This is a genomic window from Leptolyngbya sp. UWPOB_LEPTO1 (assembly GCF_017302695.1).
GTDB classification, from domain to species: Bacteria; Cyanobacteriota; Cyanobacteriia; order Leptolyngbyales; family Leptolyngbyaceae; genus Leptolyngbya; species Leptolyngbya boryana.
This window is the reverse complement of the sequence record NZ_JAFLCJ010000012.1, coordinates 152,607-166,618: the sequence shown is the minus strand read 5'-3', so window position 1 is coordinate 166,618 and position 14,012 is coordinate 152,607. Positions and strand designations below refer to the sequence as shown.

The window sequence follows — 14,012 nt, the reverse complement described above, 5'->3', positions numbered from 1 at the left end:
ATCGATCACAATTTTTACAATATCGCAGTTTAGGCATTGGATTTGGGTTCCGATGATGCAGGTGCAAAAGTTACACCGTGCTGAACCTGAAAATCAAAACGCCCGAAGCATTGAGAATCTCAGGTGTTAGGCGACACACTCTGCTAATCGTCGATCGCTTCTCCCCCAACCACGACATCTCGAATTCTTAGACTCGGCCCGCCACATCCGACGGCTAATCCACTCTGTCCACCTTTGCCACAGCCTCCCGACTCATCCCAGAAGAAATCATCTCCGATCGCTTCAATGTCGGCTAGGGTCTTAAATGCATTACCTGAAAGCGTTACATCCCTTACGGGTTCAGCGACTTCCCCATTCCGAATCATCCAAGCTTCACCTGCGGTAAAGGTAAACATTTCGCCATTGGTCATGCCTCCGATCCAATTGCGGGCATAAACGCCTTCTTGAATATTCTGAAAGAGATCCTTGACTGGGGTCTTACCCCGCTCGATCCAGGTATTCGTCATTCTGACGATCGGGGGATAGTGATAGTTCAAGCAGCGTGCATTTCCTGTCGGCGCTTCTTCTAATTTTCCAGCGGTTTCCCTCGAATGCAGTCGTCCCACCAAAACGCCATCTTTGATCAGTTGCGTCGTAGTGGCTGGAACGCCTTCATCATCGTAGAAATAGCTGCCTCGATGTCCCTCGATCGCGGCTCCATCATAAATCTGCAATTCCGGCGATCCAAACCGTCGCCCTAGGCTCATCACTTCCAAAATGTCCGGATTCTCATATGCCATATCTGCTTCAGACAAATGCCCAAACGCCTCATGCACAAACAATCCAGACAGAATCGGATCAATGACAACGGTATACGCCCCACCTTTGACCGGGGGCAATGCGAGCGAGTTGACAGCGCGCTGCGCGGCTTCTTCAACTTGTCGATCGAGTCCCAGTAAATCCTCGTAAGCCTTGCGTGATCCAGCCGTTTCGCGCCCTGTCTGCACAGTTTCGCCGTCACGGGCCGTCGCTGCAAATCGCATCTCCAGATCGACCCAAGACTGCTCGATCAGACTGCCGTCAGAAGTTGCCAAAATAATTTTCTGGGCGCTATCTCCATACCGCACCGAAATCGTCGCAATCCGAGGATCGACACTGCGAAGAATTTCTCCATAGTGCTGACAGAGCGATTTTTTCTGAGCAAGCGAAATTTGACGTGGATCGCTTCCTGTCAGGCGTAAAGCGCGATCGTCTTGAATCGGCGCAACAGGTGCCAAAATCGTTTCATCCATGCCGACTAACTTTGCGGCAGCGATCGCATCTTCAACGCGCTCTTTCAAACTTGACAACTGATTAAAACTCGAAAACCCCCAACCGCCTTTATAGCAAGCGCGAACCTGTCCCCCGATTGAAATTCCTTCACTCAGCGTTTCGATCTTATGACCTCGCAATAAAATGTCGGTTCCTTCTGCCGCTTCGAGTCGGATTGCCAAATAATCGACCTGATGACGGTAGCGACTCATCAAATCAGAAATTAAGTTCTTAGCGTCAGATAATGCCGAATTCATAGATGTTTTAGAAAATCACTAGATTAGTCGCAAATTCGATCGTCAAATTCCCCAAAATGATTCAGTCACTTCGTCGAGCGAGTTTCCCAACGAGAAAGCAGGTGACATAGCGGATTTAGGAGATGGCAGCCGCGAGTCATGAGGCTGCTAACCTATCAAATTCACTTCTTAATTGTGCGCCTAATCGCGCCACCCTGCAAAAAAGGAGCCACGGATTGTCGTCGGCTCCTTTCTTGAAGTATTCAATTTGTGAACGATTCAATCTTTCGAGTTGCGAAGGCGCATGAGACGGCGACGCATCTGAGGAGAAGCCGCCAGTTCAGAAATCTCCGTTGCCTTTACATCCACATCCAGAGGTTCTAAATATTCATCTGCTCCGCAGGAATAAGCATCTAAGAGAAACTCTAGAAGTTGCTCTGGGTTGCTCAAAGCGCCCTTCTCTTCAATCAGTCTAAACTTCAGTCGAACCTCACACTCGTAAACTCCAACCTCTGCTGGAGCTGTGACTTTACACTCTAAAGGATCGTAATTCATCTACGCAGGCAGTCCCAATGACGCGGTTAAGTTGGATAGGGTTTCAGAATTAGGCTGTTCGATTGGCAGATCGCCACGAAAAAGATGCAGATAAGTTGAGTGCTTCAAGAAATCACGCCGAAACAGCAATTAATCTAGAAGCAATCTGGTAGATGTTCCTTTAACTGCTTGAACTTAGCACTTTTAGGAAGTTAGTCAGATCAGCTATATCGCTGAATCAAATTCATCAATATCTCAGCTTCATTGAGAAGTGAACCTGATTTTCTCAGCCGTTCTCAAATCCTGCTTATGCTCAGTTATAGAGGAGTGATTTTGGAATTAGTACCGTAATAACACCAATCTTTCAGGCACTTTGAATTGGAGAGTCAGAAAGATTGAATGCAAAATTTTGATCGAGTCCGTCTTTGATTTTTTGATCTCAAATTTGTGTGATGCATTGATGAAGTTCTCCCTGATTCAGCAACCCGTAATTTCAATTTCTGAAGCTAGTAAATTCCCTTGTAGTCTGTATTACAATCCTTAAATCCTATACGCAAGGATGGCACAAATCTAAGCGATATCAGATTAGGTTGATTTCGATCTGATCTGAGTAGACTTCGCAAAACTAGAGCGAATCAGTTTTTAGAGAATGCGCCTTGAAACCCTCAATCTTGTTCTCTACGTATTTAACTAAATTTAATGTAATTAAAAATACATTGCCTGAAATTAAGCCTGGTTTTTTCTGAGTTGCCAAGTATCGATCGCACTTCAGTAGACGAGTTGTTTTAGACCATGAGTTTAAAGATTTTGTATAAGGCAAGATTCGGTTCTTAAATTCTGCTTTTTCGGTTCAGATCGCATTCTCCGAAATAGTATCTTTCTTGCTCAGATCCTTACATATTCAAGCATTCAAGCACATTGATTTTTGAACCTTCGTTGGTTCAAAAACGATCATTCAGTACAACTACTGAAAACTCCGTATTCTCCACAGGCTAGGAGCGGAATATAGGCAGGGTAAAGTGAAAACAACTGCCTTGATTTGCGATCGAATCGACCCAAATCTGCCCGTAGTGCGCTCTGACAATCCTTTGGCATAAGGATAATCCAATGCCGTATCCGTCCTGAGCTTCATCGCGTTGCAGCCGATAATGATCCTCGAAGACGCGATCGCGATTTTCAGGCGGTACTCCAGGGCCTGTATCACAAATACTGACTTGCACTTTCTGAGCAGTGCGGTGCAAAATCGAAACCTGAATTTTGCCACCAGTCGGCGTGTACTTAATGGCGTTATCCAAAATATTGACTAACACCTGCCGAATTCGCTCTCCATCGGCATACACGATCGGCAGATCCGAAGGCATATCTGTTGCGATCTGCTGATTTTTAGACTGCATGCGATCGCCGAGTCCCGCTAAAACATCCTCACAAAGCGCTCTCAAATCAATTTTTTCAGGTTGAATATGCAACTCGGAACTTGTCCCTCTTGCCGCTTGCAGGATATCCGTGATCATGCGGTCGATCGTCCGGATTTGAGTGCGCCCATGCTTCAACAGGTTCGCAGTCATTTGCGGAGTGAGCCGAGAAGTTTGCCCGTCTGCTTGTTTGTACGCAATTTCTAAGGTTTCGATCGCAATTGAGGCGGCGGTCAACGGATTGCGCAAATCGTGCGCCAGCATGGAAATAATTTGATCCTTAAACTGAAGCTGCGCTTGGAGATTCTCGTTCTCGCGCTGCAACCGGAAAACTTCATCAGTAAGTTTAATTAATTCCGCAGAATAGCCGACAGAGGCAGAGGGTTCAGTAGAATCAGAAGGAAGAGTCTCTTCGATCGATTTTTGCCAGCGCGACCACCAATTTTTCAGCTGAACGATTAAATCACTTCCAGTTAAAGTCTGACGGGGTTCTGGATGAAGTTTGATTAGAGCAGGTGTAGCAATGAGGCGAAAATGTTCAGCGAGATAAGGCTGCTCACCGACATCGACAACTTCTAATTCAAATGGACATTCCGCGCTCCGGTCTTTGAGAAAACCGCGAATTTGTCTGATCTGTTCGCGGGACGCGGGTCGTTGATCGACGAACAGCAAAATTTGGAGTGTCACTTTGGGGTCAGTGGCTGGGTTAGAGTGTGCCTGCATCGTCATGAATGGGCTTCTCAGAACTGAAAGCGGGTCTGAAGACGAAGGTTAGAGTGCACGATCAAGGATATTAAATTAATCGAAACATCACGCAAAATGCGCGGAGCTTGCCCCCAATCCAATATCGATCGTACTCACTCTATATAGATAGATTACCGCATCACCTCCATTGTCGGGCGTTTCAGTTAGATTCTGCGTCAGTTCCCCTACAAACTGGTGATTCAATGTAAAGTAAAATTAATAAGCTGTCATAAACTTTCTAATAATTCTGGAAGCTCGTGCAAGAAGACTTTCGTTTAATCGTTGATCTCGTCTCAGTATTAGCGGCAGCAGCAGCGGGTGGATTATTCGCCGCACTATTGAAACAACCTGTGTTGCTGGGCTATTTGGCGGCAGGGGTGATTGTTGGTCCGACTGGCTTGGGGTTAATTAAAGAGATTATCCAGGTCGAAACGCTTGCCCAGTTTGGGGTGGCGTTTTTGCTATTTGCGCTAGGGGTCGAATTCTCATTTTCAGAACTGAAAAAAGTTAAAGTGATTAGTCTCGGGGGCGGGGGCTTGCAAATTGCGCTCACGATTCTGGTGACGACATTAGTTTCTTTGGCAATGGGATGGGTGACATCTCCCCCTCAAGGAGTCTTCCTAGGCGGGATTCTGTCGCTGTCTTCGACGGCGGTTGTACTTAAGTGTTTGATGGAGCGCAACGAGACCAGCACGCCTCATGGTCAAGTGATGCTCGGGATTCTGGTGGTTCAGGATTTAGCGTTGGGGTTGATGTTAGCGGTATTACCTGCGTTAGATCAGCCAGCGGAAGAAGTCGGTTTAGCGATCGGGTGGGCACTTCTCCAAACGGGTCTCTTTGCACTTGGAGCCGTTGCCGCTGGGATTTGGGTAATTCCACGACTTTTAAGATTACTGGCAAAAACTGAGAGCCGCGAATTATTTTTGCTGGGAGTGGTTGCGCTCTGTTTAGGTATTGCTTTATTAACTGAGCATTTGGGTCTATCGATCGAGATGGGAGCCTTTGTCGCAGGCTTGATGATTTCAGATGCGGAATACGCAGATCAAACGCTGACTTATGTAGAACCCCTGCGCGATATTTTTGCGTCGTTGTTCTTTGCGTCGATCGGGATGTTGATTGATCCCGTCTTCCTCTGGAATAACTTGGAATTGATTCTCGGTTTAGTCACCCTTGTTTTCATTGGCAAATTCTTAATCGTTACGCCGCTGGTGCGAATTTTTCGATATCCCTTGAAAACCGCTTTGATTGCAGGGTTGGGACTGGCTCAAATTGGAGAGTTTTCATTTGTTTTGGCGAGTGAAGGACAGACATTAGGATTAGTTTCGCGTCGAGTTTACCTTCTCATTTTGGGAACGACGGCGGTGACTTTGGTTGTGACTCCATTTGTATTGAGACTCGTTCCAAAATTATTTGCTTGGGGCGAATCGATCCCCTGGTTGGCTAAATTCTTAGAACAATCTGATGAACCGTTAGCGATTTCTGAGGATCTGCCGATCAAAGATCATTTCATTGTTTGTGGATACGGTCGAATTGGACGAAATATTGTGCGATTGTTGCGCGATCGCAATCATCCGGTTCTGGTGATTGATCAATCCGAGTCTCAAATTCAGAAAGTTCGAGACGCTGGAATTCCCTATATTTACGGCAATGCTGCAAGTTCCTATGTTTTAGAAAAAGCAGGAGTTGCAGAGGCGAAAGGCATGGCGATCGCACTTCCTGATCCGATGAGCACAAGATTGTGCGTGAAGCGATCGCTGGAAATTTCCCCAGATTTAGATTTAGTGGTCAGAGCTAACAAAGACAAAGACATCGAATTGCTCTATCAGCTTGGAGCGCGCGAAGTCGTCCAGCCTGAATTTGAGACGAGTTTAGAGCTTTCGGCTCATTTGCTGGCAGGAATTGGCATCCCAAGTCCCGCAGTACAACGAGAAGTGCAGATGATTCGCAATTCTCATTATTTAGAGTTTCGCCCAGACCAAGCTTCTGAGGAAATCTCGCGAGACCTTAAAGCGGTCACAGGTGAAATGAATAGTCGCTGGTATGCGTTGCCAGAAGAGTCTCCATTACTGGGAATGTCGATCGAAGAAACGGATATTCGCCGTTTAACGGGTGTGTCTGTGATGGCAATTCGTCGCGCGGGTGGGTTGACGATCGATTATCCAGAGAGTTTGACGACGTTGGAACAAGGCGATCGCTTATTGATCGTCGGTGAAACCGATGAAGTTGCTGCATTTGACCAACTGGCAAGAGGCGAAGCAGCAGTGCCTTCGACGAATTCTTCTTGCCAGTGGCTACAAGTGCCTTCAGAAAGCCCTTTGATCGGTAAAACGCTCTTAGAACTTGAACTTCAGCAGCGCTATAAAATCACAATTCAGACGATTCGACGCGATGGAAAATTGATTCGATTCCCCGAACCTGACGCAGAGATTCAGAATGGCGATCGCTTATTACTCTGTGGCGGATTTCATGCCCTGACCCAAGCTCAAGAATCCCTTGCCCCAAAAACGGAAGTGCCTTTAATCACGACTTCAATCTCTGAAGTAGAAAGTTAAGGTGGCTTCGATGCTTTCCCGCTTTGATATTCAATTCAGAGCAGACAAGTGCGACGAAAAATCTAACATTTTCTAAAAACAAAACCCGCTGAGATTGCGGGTTGAAGGGTTGCAAATTAACCTGAAATCACATTTTTGGCTTCACAAATACGATCGACTGTCGCCAGACGATCGTGGGCTGGTCGTAGTGATCCATGATGCAGATACAATGAGGGTCTTGCCAGCGAACCTTTCCCGTGAGTAAATCTCCGGTAGAAAGTTTCATCTCAACTTCTTTTTCTTCACGAATAATCGTCTGAATCTGACGAGTACTTGGCAATCCGGTATCTAGTTCAATACTCATTGGGGAAAAGTCCTCGATCGAAATCGTTCTAATTTACTAGAGTGCCTCAATTCACCACATCCTATACAGTCTTGCACTATGGCGATCGAATTTACAAAGTATCACGGGCTTGGAAACGACTTTATTTTGATTGACAATCGGGCTTCGACAGAACCAAAACTAACGCCGGATCAAGCGATCGCATGGTGCGATCGACATTTTGGCATCGGAGCAGATGGAGTCATTTTTGCACTTCCCGGTCAAGATGGCACAGACTACACGATGCGGATCTTCAACTCAGATGGCTCTGAGCCAGAGATGTGTGGCAATGGCATTCGCTGTATGGCAAGATTCCTCGCCGATCTAGAAACGGCTGAGACTGGAAAATTTCAAGAAAAATATCGCATTCAAACTTTGGCAGGTATAATAACGCCGAAGTTTGAATCCAATGGTCAAATTACCGTAGACATGGGTGAACCCCGTCTCTTGGCAAGTGAAATTCCAACCACCTTAACTGGTGAGAAGGTAATTGATCAGCCGTTGGAAGTCGCAGGAAAATCCTGGAATGTGACTTGTGTGAGTATGGGAAACCCACATTGCATCACATTCGTTGATGACGTTGCTGCGATCGAGTTAGAGAAAATTGGTCCGCTGTTTGAACACCATCCAGTGTTTCCACAACGCACCAATACGGAGTTCATTGAAGTCGTCCGATCGGACTACCTAAAAATGCGAGTTTGGGAGAGAGGAGCCGGAATCACGCTGGCGTGTGGCACGGGGGCTTGTGCGTCTTTGGTCGCAGGGGTTCTCAATGAGAAATGCGATCGACGCGCAACGATTGAATTACCGGGTGGATGTCTCGACATTGAATGGGCAGCCGATGGTCGAATTTATATGACCGGAGATGCAGAAAAAGTGTTTTCAGGTAGTCGAAGTTAGAAAGACAGAGGATGGAGAGAAATGGAACCCGCTTTTGTTCCTGATCTCTCCATCGCCCTAATCGTTATCCCAACACTCCTGAGCCATCAAATCGCCAATTCGGTCACGCAGCAAGAAGTCGAACCGCTCTAACTCAGTTTCAAAACGTACCCATTCACGCGCCGGAATGTGCTTGCAAAGGGTGTAAATGGGCTGGTGGCGGCTCACAACACCTCGATCGATAAGTTGACGTACCTCGTCTTGAATCATGCAAAGCGAGTACTGTGCTGTCTGAAGCATGGGTCTACCTTCCTGAGAAATCTGGGATCGAAGATTGAAATCTATTTGGGGGACAAACCAAGTAGCAAAAGTTCGGAACATCAATCCTCAATACAATCAGCCATTACTCTCCTCAAAACGGCTGAAATCTGTAGTGAGATATACTGAATTCTCTCTATTTTCTAACTCATTTTGGGGTCAAAAGTTTACGAAGTGTCTCTAAAGTTATGAGATTCTGACATTGTTTAGCCATGTTACCCCTACAAAATTCAGCTCAAAGGCTTTGCTGAACGCGGGTTTGACGGATTGTGTTGCAGATAACTGTTTTTGGCTTAGATTCCCTTCATGGATTGAGACAATGCTTTACGTTTTGCAAGTCTAATTGCGAACTCGATCGCGGCTTTCATACTGGTGGCATCTGCAATGCCTTTGCCTGCGATGTCAAAGGCAGTCCCGTGATCCGGTGATGTCCGAATAAATGGCAGCCCGATCGAGGTGTTGACGGCTCGATCGAATGCCATCAGTTTCACCGGGATCAACCCCTGGTCATGATAGAGCGCTAGATATCCATCGTGAGCGTTGACCTGTCCCAACCCAAACCAAGCCTGACCCGGTTTCACCCACATCGTATCTGGTGGCAATAATCCATCGAGTTGAGCCTGTGGGAAGCGTTGCCGCATTGCTGCAAGCCAATCGGATATCCAGTCGATTTCTTCGCGTCCTAGTTGCCCCTGCTCGCCGCTGTGGGGATTTAACCCGGCGATCGCAATTCGTGGCTGAGTGATCCCAAACGAATCTTGCAGCGATTCAATCAACAAGTCCAATTTGAGCGTTAAAACTTCTCGGGTTAATTTCTCCGGTACTTGGGATAAAGGAATGTGCGTGGTTGCCAACAGAGCGCGAAGTTCCCAGTCGGTATGTGGCGATCGCGCAACAAACATCATGCCGAATCGATTCACACCCGCTTTTTCTGCTAAAAGTTCTGTCTGTCCTGGGTAAATGTGACCTGCGGCTTTCCAGGCGGATTTTGCAATCGGAGCGGTCACGATCACATCAAACTCGCCGCTTAAAGTGCGGTCGATCGCCGTTTCCAAATATCGAAATCCGGCTTCACCACTGGCTGCATTTCCGGTTCCAAGTGTGATTGAACCGGGAGTTTCGATGTGAATCAGGTTGAGATTCTCAGGATTCGCGGCGCTGTCTAAGCGATCGTAGTCTAAGCGATCGTACGTTTCGAGGAGAATATTGCGATTTCCAGCGATCGTAATTTCGGCTTGTTGTGAAATGGCTGGATCGGCTAAAGCTTTGAGGATGACCTCTGTACCGATTCCGGCAGGGTCGCCCATGGAAATAACTAAACGTGGCATTGGGTTCTAAGGCGTGACTGAACTGCTTTACAATACTTAGAGATGACCCACCTAATTGCTGTTTAAGAGGAGAATTCAAACAATGGCTGGCGAAATTTTTAACACTGCATTTTTAGCGTCCACCCTAATCTTAGTTGGGTTGTCGCTCGGTTTCTTACTCCTCAAACTCCAAGGTGGAGAAGAATAGAAATCAAACGCGAGAGTGGGGGAAATCCTTCACTCTTCTTCGTCTAAATGTTCAGCAACCTCGCGATAAAGATTGAGAACGTGATGATCTTTGAGCGAGTAAAAAACATTCCGCCCTTGTTTGCGATAGCCCACTAAGCGCATCGATCGCAGCGCTCGGAGTTGATGCGATACCGCCGATTCCGACATTTTGACGGCTGCTGCCAAATCACACACGCATAATTCCTGAACTGCCAGTGCCGAGAGAATTCTAAGGCGGTTTGCATCGCCTAGCAAACTGAAAAACTCCGCCATGCGCTGAGACTTCTCTACACTCAGTAAGTCCCGGTGGAGAAAGCGAATATTATTTAAATTCACAGGATGCTGAACCGCACATTGCTCAGTTTCAGCCGGATTAGGGTTTGCCATATTCAGTTACAAGGTTGAGCGATCGCTTTATTTAGCGTAGCGTACGGAGTCAGGTTACATCCCTTAATCCAGGTTACGATGAGGGATGTTCGACTGGGGATCTGGAATTCGTTCTTGCTTTGCGCGACTCAACGCCAAGATTTCTGATAGAATTTATCGAAAAGTTAACAATTTGTCACATAACTCCTCATGAGCGTATTGATAGTAGGTGCGACTGGCACTTTAGGAAGGCAGATCACTCGGCGCGCCCTAGATGAGGGATACAAAGTTCGCTGTTTGGTACGTAGCCCCCGCAAAGCTGCTTTTCTAAAAGAATGGGGAGCCGAACTCGTGACCGGAAATCTCTGTTATCCAGAGACGCTTCCGGCAGCGCTAGAGGGTGTGACAGCGATTATTGATGCTGCAACTGCACGAGCAACCGATTCGCTCAGTATCAAAGAAGTCGATTGGACAGGCAAGGTCAATCTGATTCAAGCCGCGAAGAAAGCGGGAATTGAGCGATATATCTTCTTTTCGATTCTGGATGCAGAGAAATTTCCCAAGGTTCCTCTGATGGAAATTAAGACTTGCCTTGAGAAATTCTTAGCAGAATCAGGATTAAGCTACACAATTCTTCGCCCTTGCGGATTCTTACAAGGCTTAATCGGACAATACGCTATCCCGATTTTAGAAGGGCAAAGCGTATGGGTGATGGGGAATACTGCTCCCACGGCTTATATGGACACGATCGATATTGCAAAATTCGCGGTTCAAGCCTTAAAAGTCCCAGAATCAATTGGCAAAACCCTTCCGGTTGTCGGTTCAAAAGCCTGGAGCGCGGACGAAATTATTAAAGTTTGTGAGCGGCTGTCCGGCAAACAGGCAAAAGTGACTAAAACGCCGATCGCAGTTGTGCGGATCTCGCGGCGGATTGCTCAATTCTTTCAGTGGACTTGGAATATTGCCGATCGCTTAGCGTTTACGGAAGTCGTGGCAACAGGCAGACCGTTAACGGCTTCAATGGATGAAACGTACGAAGTTTTGGGATTAGATCCTCAAGAAATGACGACGCTAGAATCCTATCTGCAAGAGTATTTCAGCCGCATTTTGAAGAAGCTGAAGGAAGTCGAATACGCCCAAGAGCAAGCCAAGAAAAAGAAAGAGCGTACAAAAAAAGCGTATCCCCGCTTTTAGAATTAGAATTCATCACCATTTCACAGGGTTTTGCGCGTGCCGAAAGCTGGCATTATCTACAACGATGACAAGCCGATCGCTTGTCAAGTTGCGACCGATCTCGAAGCGAAGCTGACTTCGCTAGGCTGGGATGTGGCATTGGCAACGGGTGCAGGCGGAATCCTCGGATATGCTTCACCTGAAAGTCCAATTTGTCACACCCCGATCGATCGCTTGGTTCCGCCTGGGTTCGATTCTGAAATGAAATTCGCGATCGTCTTAGGTGGCGATGGCACAGTTTTGTCTGCATTTCGTCAGGTTGCACCCTGCAACATTCCACTGTTGGCGGTCAACACGGGGCACTTGGGATTTTTGACCGAGATTTTATTGAATCAATTGCCAGCCGCGCTCGACGCGCTGCTCTCTGAAGACTACGAAATCGAAGAGCGCACCATGCTGCATGTGCAAATCATTCGAGAGGAGGCCATGCTTTGGGAAGCCCTATGTCTGAATGAGATGGTGCTGCATCGTGAACCTTTGACCAGCATGTGCCATTTTGAGATCAGCGTCGGGCGACACAATCGCGTCGATATTGGTGCAGATGGAATTATTGTGTCCACGCCAACTGGCTCAACGGCGTATGCTTTATCGGCAGGTGGGCCTGTGATTGTTCCCGGCATTCCCGTGATGATTCTGGTTCCAATCTGCCCACATTCTTTAGCTTCGCGATCGCTCGTATTTCCCAATCGCGATCCGGTCACAATCTATCCAGCAATTCCGCATCGCCTCGTTCTGACTGCTGATGGCAATGCTGGCTCGTATGTTTTGCCAGACGATCATGTTTGCGTGAAAAAAGCCCCCTATCCTGCCCGATTTGTCCGGCTCCGGCCGCCTGAATTTTTCAGTGTTTTACGAGAGAAACTGGGTTGGGGCGTAGCTCATGTTGCCAAGCCGACTTAAAGGTTGAGGACGTTATTTAATTATTTAATTGGGGCACTTTTCCCAAAATTGCCGTCTATGGTTAGAATAGGCTGAATTTCCATGCGAGGCTCTGCGGAATGAGTATTGCCGATGTGACTCCGTGCGTTTTGATTGTCGAAACTGATGCAGCACTAGCAAATCATGTGAGTTTGGATTTGCAAGAATCGGGCTATGAAACGATCGTGGCTCATGATGCGCATATGGGATTAAGACAAGCGATCGAGAAACATCCCGCGCTGATCGTTGTCGATCGTTTACTCGATGGCGATTCTGGACTCTCGTTTTGTCACAATCTCCGAACCAGTGGTACTCGAATCCCAGTCTTGCTCTTGATGGCACGCGATGCCGTTGAAGATCGCGTCGCGTGTATCGAAGCCGGAGCCGACGATTATTTTCTCAAGCCTTACCGGAGTGAGGAATTTCTCAAACTGGTGAAACTTTATCTCAAGCCTGATATTCCGAGTACTGAGCAACTGAAGTTTGGCGACTTGGTTCTAGATTTAGCGACTCGTCAGGCGTTGCGAAATGGTCGAGCGATCGACTTAACAATGAAAGAGTATGAATTGCTCAAATACTTGATGGAGCATCCGCGCGAAGTTCTGACCCGTGAGCAAATTTTAGAGAACGTTTGGGGCTATGACTTTGTTGGCGAATCCAATGTCATCGAAGTCTACATTCGGTATTTGCGGCTCAAGATTGAAGACGAGGGTGAAAAGCGCCTCATTCAAACCGTTCGTGGAGTCGGCTACGTTTTACGAGAGTCATGAAAAATCGATTTTTTGCCTGGTTAAGTTTGCTTGTGTTGCTGGCAAGCTGTTCCACCACAACACAAGCAAAACCCTCACCCACTGAATTGCCGCGCAGCAGTTCGCCCGCTGCGCCTCTGGGGCAAGTCTTGCCGCTCTCCGCATTTTTTCAAGTTGCAGATCAAACCATTCAACTCGAAGTTGCCCGAACCCCCGCAGAACAAGCGATGGGGTTGATGTATCGCACCAGTTTGGCAGACGATCGCGGCATGCTTTTTCCCTTCAAGCCAGCTCGCCCCGCCCAATTCTGGATGAAGAATACGCTCATTCCTTTAGATATGCTGTTCGTGCGAGATGGCACAATTCGATTTATCTCTGAAAATGTTCCGCCTTGTAAAGCTGATCCCTGTCCAACTTATGGATCACCGACAATCGATATTGATCAAGTGATCGAGCTACGAGCAGGACGAGCCGCTGAATTGGGGCTAAAAGTGGGCGATCGCATTTTTATTAAATCGCTTAAAAAATAGCAATGCTTGTCACAATCTCTTAAACTACTAAGGCTAATTCTTAACTCTTCTGGAAGAAACGAAAGGGTTCGAGGATGTGGCATTACACTCATCTCGTTAACATTTGTTGTAAACCTTGTTTATAAATGAATGAACATAACGATCTGCGTGACAGCAGGCAACCTAACTTCAGATAGAGACACTTTCCGCTATCTTGATTTACGCTAGAAGCCTGTTCTTGTGGCAGCTTGAGCTTGCGCTATTTAGCTTGAATCTGCGAAACTTTTACGCAGCTTCTATCTAATAAAAGTAAGAAAACCTTAAGATCTGCTGATTCCAACTCAGAATTGCCTTGATACTCGGACTGACAAACTTA

At 47.0% G+C, this 14,012-nt stretch carries 14 protein-coding genes; 7 read left to right on the top strand and 7 right to left on the bottom strand.

The window, feature by feature from the left end; genetic code table 11:
* Positions 1 to 143 precede the first annotated feature (143 nt).
* The 3 genes from J0L70_RS18885 to J0L70_RS18875 form a co-directional block, all read right to left on the bottom strand.
* Positions 144 to 1,547, bottom strand: a complete 1,404-nt coding sequence (locus J0L70_RS18885) for a TldD/PmbA family protein (RefSeq protein ID WP_287455534.1) — start codon at positions 1,545 to 1,547, stop codon at positions 144 to 146.
* Positions 1,548 to 1,805: 258 nt separating this feature from the next.
* Complete coding sequence (locus J0L70_RS18880; RefSeq protein WP_017288067.1) at positions 1,806 to 2,081, bottom strand: Npun_R1517 family heterocyst differentiation transcriptional regulator; 276 nt, start codon at positions 2,079 to 2,081, stop codon at positions 1,806 to 1,808.
* A gap of 971 nt (positions 2,082 to 3,052) precedes the next feature.
* Positions 3,053 to 4,201 carry a histidine kinase gene (locus tag J0L70_RS18875; RefSeq protein WP_017288068.1) on the bottom strand — a complete coding sequence of 383 codons (1,149 nt, stop codon included), beginning with the start codon at positions 4,199 to 4,201 and terminating at the stop codon, positions 3,053 to 3,055.
* 272 nt (positions 4,202 to 4,473) lie between these two features.
* Between J0L70_RS18875 and J0L70_RS18870 the strand changes: the two genes are divergently transcribed.
* The gene (locus J0L70_RS18870; RefSeq protein WP_287455533.1) at positions 4,474 to 6,768 is read left to right on the top strand and encodes a cation:proton antiporter domain-containing protein; all 2,295 of its coding nucleotides are present in this window, start codon (positions 4,474 to 4,476) and stop codon (positions 6,766 to 6,768) included.
* Between the two features lie 127 nt (positions 6,769 to 6,895).
* On the opposite strand, the gene J0L70_RS18865 is transcribed toward J0L70_RS18870, so the two are convergent.
* A complete protein-coding gene (locus tag J0L70_RS18865) occupies positions 6,896 to 7,111 on the bottom strand; it encodes an Hfq-related RNA-binding protein (protein WP_017288073.1) in 216 nt (71 codons plus the stop codon).
* A 78-nt stretch (positions 7,112 to 7,189) separates the two neighbouring features.
* Between J0L70_RS18865 and dapF the strand changes: the two genes are divergently transcribed.
* Complete coding sequence (gene dapF / locus J0L70_RS18860) at positions 7,190 to 8,029, top strand: diaminopimelate epimerase (RefSeq protein WP_017288074.1); 840 nt, start codon at positions 7,190 to 7,192, stop codon at positions 8,027 to 8,029.
* Positions 8,030 to 8,086: 57 nt separating this feature from the next.
* Here the strand turns inward: dapF and J0L70_RS18855 are convergent, their stop codons facing one another.
* The gene (locus tag J0L70_RS18855; RefSeq protein WP_026148621.1) at positions 8,087 to 8,308 is read right to left on the bottom strand and encodes a DUF4327 family protein; all 222 of its coding nucleotides are present in this window, start codon (positions 8,306 to 8,308) and stop codon (positions 8,087 to 8,089) included.
* Between the two features lie 311 nt (positions 8,309 to 8,619).
* Positions 8,620 to 9,654, bottom strand: coding sequence for a 4-hydroxythreonine-4-phosphate dehydrogenase PdxA (pdxA, locus tag J0L70_RS18850; protein WP_287455532.1), 1,035 nt, complete (start codon positions 9,652 to 9,654; stop codon positions 8,620 to 8,622).
* Between the two features lie 82 nt (positions 9,655 to 9,736).
* Between pdxA and petM the strand changes: the two genes are divergently transcribed.
* Positions 9,737 to 9,841 (top strand): cytochrome b6-f complex subunit PetM, encoded by a 105-nt coding sequence (gene petM, locus J0L70_RS18845; protein ID WP_017288077.1) that lies wholly within the window; start codon positions 9,737 to 9,739, stop codon positions 9,839 to 9,841.
* Between the two features lie 29 nt (positions 9,842 to 9,870).
* Here petM and J0L70_RS18840 read toward each other — a convergent pair whose 3' ends face one another.
* Entirely contained in the window at positions 9,871 to 10,248 is a 378-nt protein-coding gene (locus J0L70_RS18840) for an ArsR/SmtB family transcription factor (RefSeq protein ID WP_017288078.1), read from the bottom strand.
* Positions 10,249 to 10,437: 189 nt separating this feature from the next.
* On the opposite strand from J0L70_RS18840, the gene J0L70_RS18835 reads away from it, so the two are divergent.
* The 4 genes from J0L70_RS18835 (at position 10,438) to J0L70_RS18820 (ending at position 13,657) form a co-directional block, all read left to right on the top strand.
* Positions 10,438 to 11,421, top strand: a complete 984-nt coding sequence (locus J0L70_RS18835) for an SDR family oxidoreductase (protein WP_017288079.1) — start codon at positions 10,438 to 10,440, stop codon at positions 11,419 to 11,421.
* Between the two features lie 36 nt (positions 11,422 to 11,457).
* Positions 11,458 to 12,360, top strand: coding sequence for an NAD(+) kinase (locus J0L70_RS18830; RefSeq protein ID WP_017288080.1), 903 nt, complete (start codon positions 11,458 to 11,460; stop codon positions 12,358 to 12,360).
* 98 nt (positions 12,361 to 12,458) lie between these two features.
* Positions 12,459 to 13,148 carry a response regulator transcription factor NblR gene (nblR, locus tag J0L70_RS18825; RefSeq protein ID WP_017288081.1) on the top strand — a complete coding sequence of 230 codons (690 nt, stop codon included), beginning with the start codon at positions 12,459 to 12,461 and terminating at the stop codon, positions 13,146 to 13,148.
* The gene (locus tag J0L70_RS18820; RefSeq protein WP_017288082.1) at positions 13,145 to 13,657 is read left to right on the top strand and encodes a DUF192 domain-containing protein; all 513 of its coding nucleotides are present in this window, start codon (positions 13,145 to 13,147) and stop codon (positions 13,655 to 13,657) included. Before nblR ends, J0L70_RS18820 begins: the two co-directional genes overlap by 4 nt.
* The last annotated feature ends 355 nt before the right edge of the window (positions 13,658 to 14,012 follow it).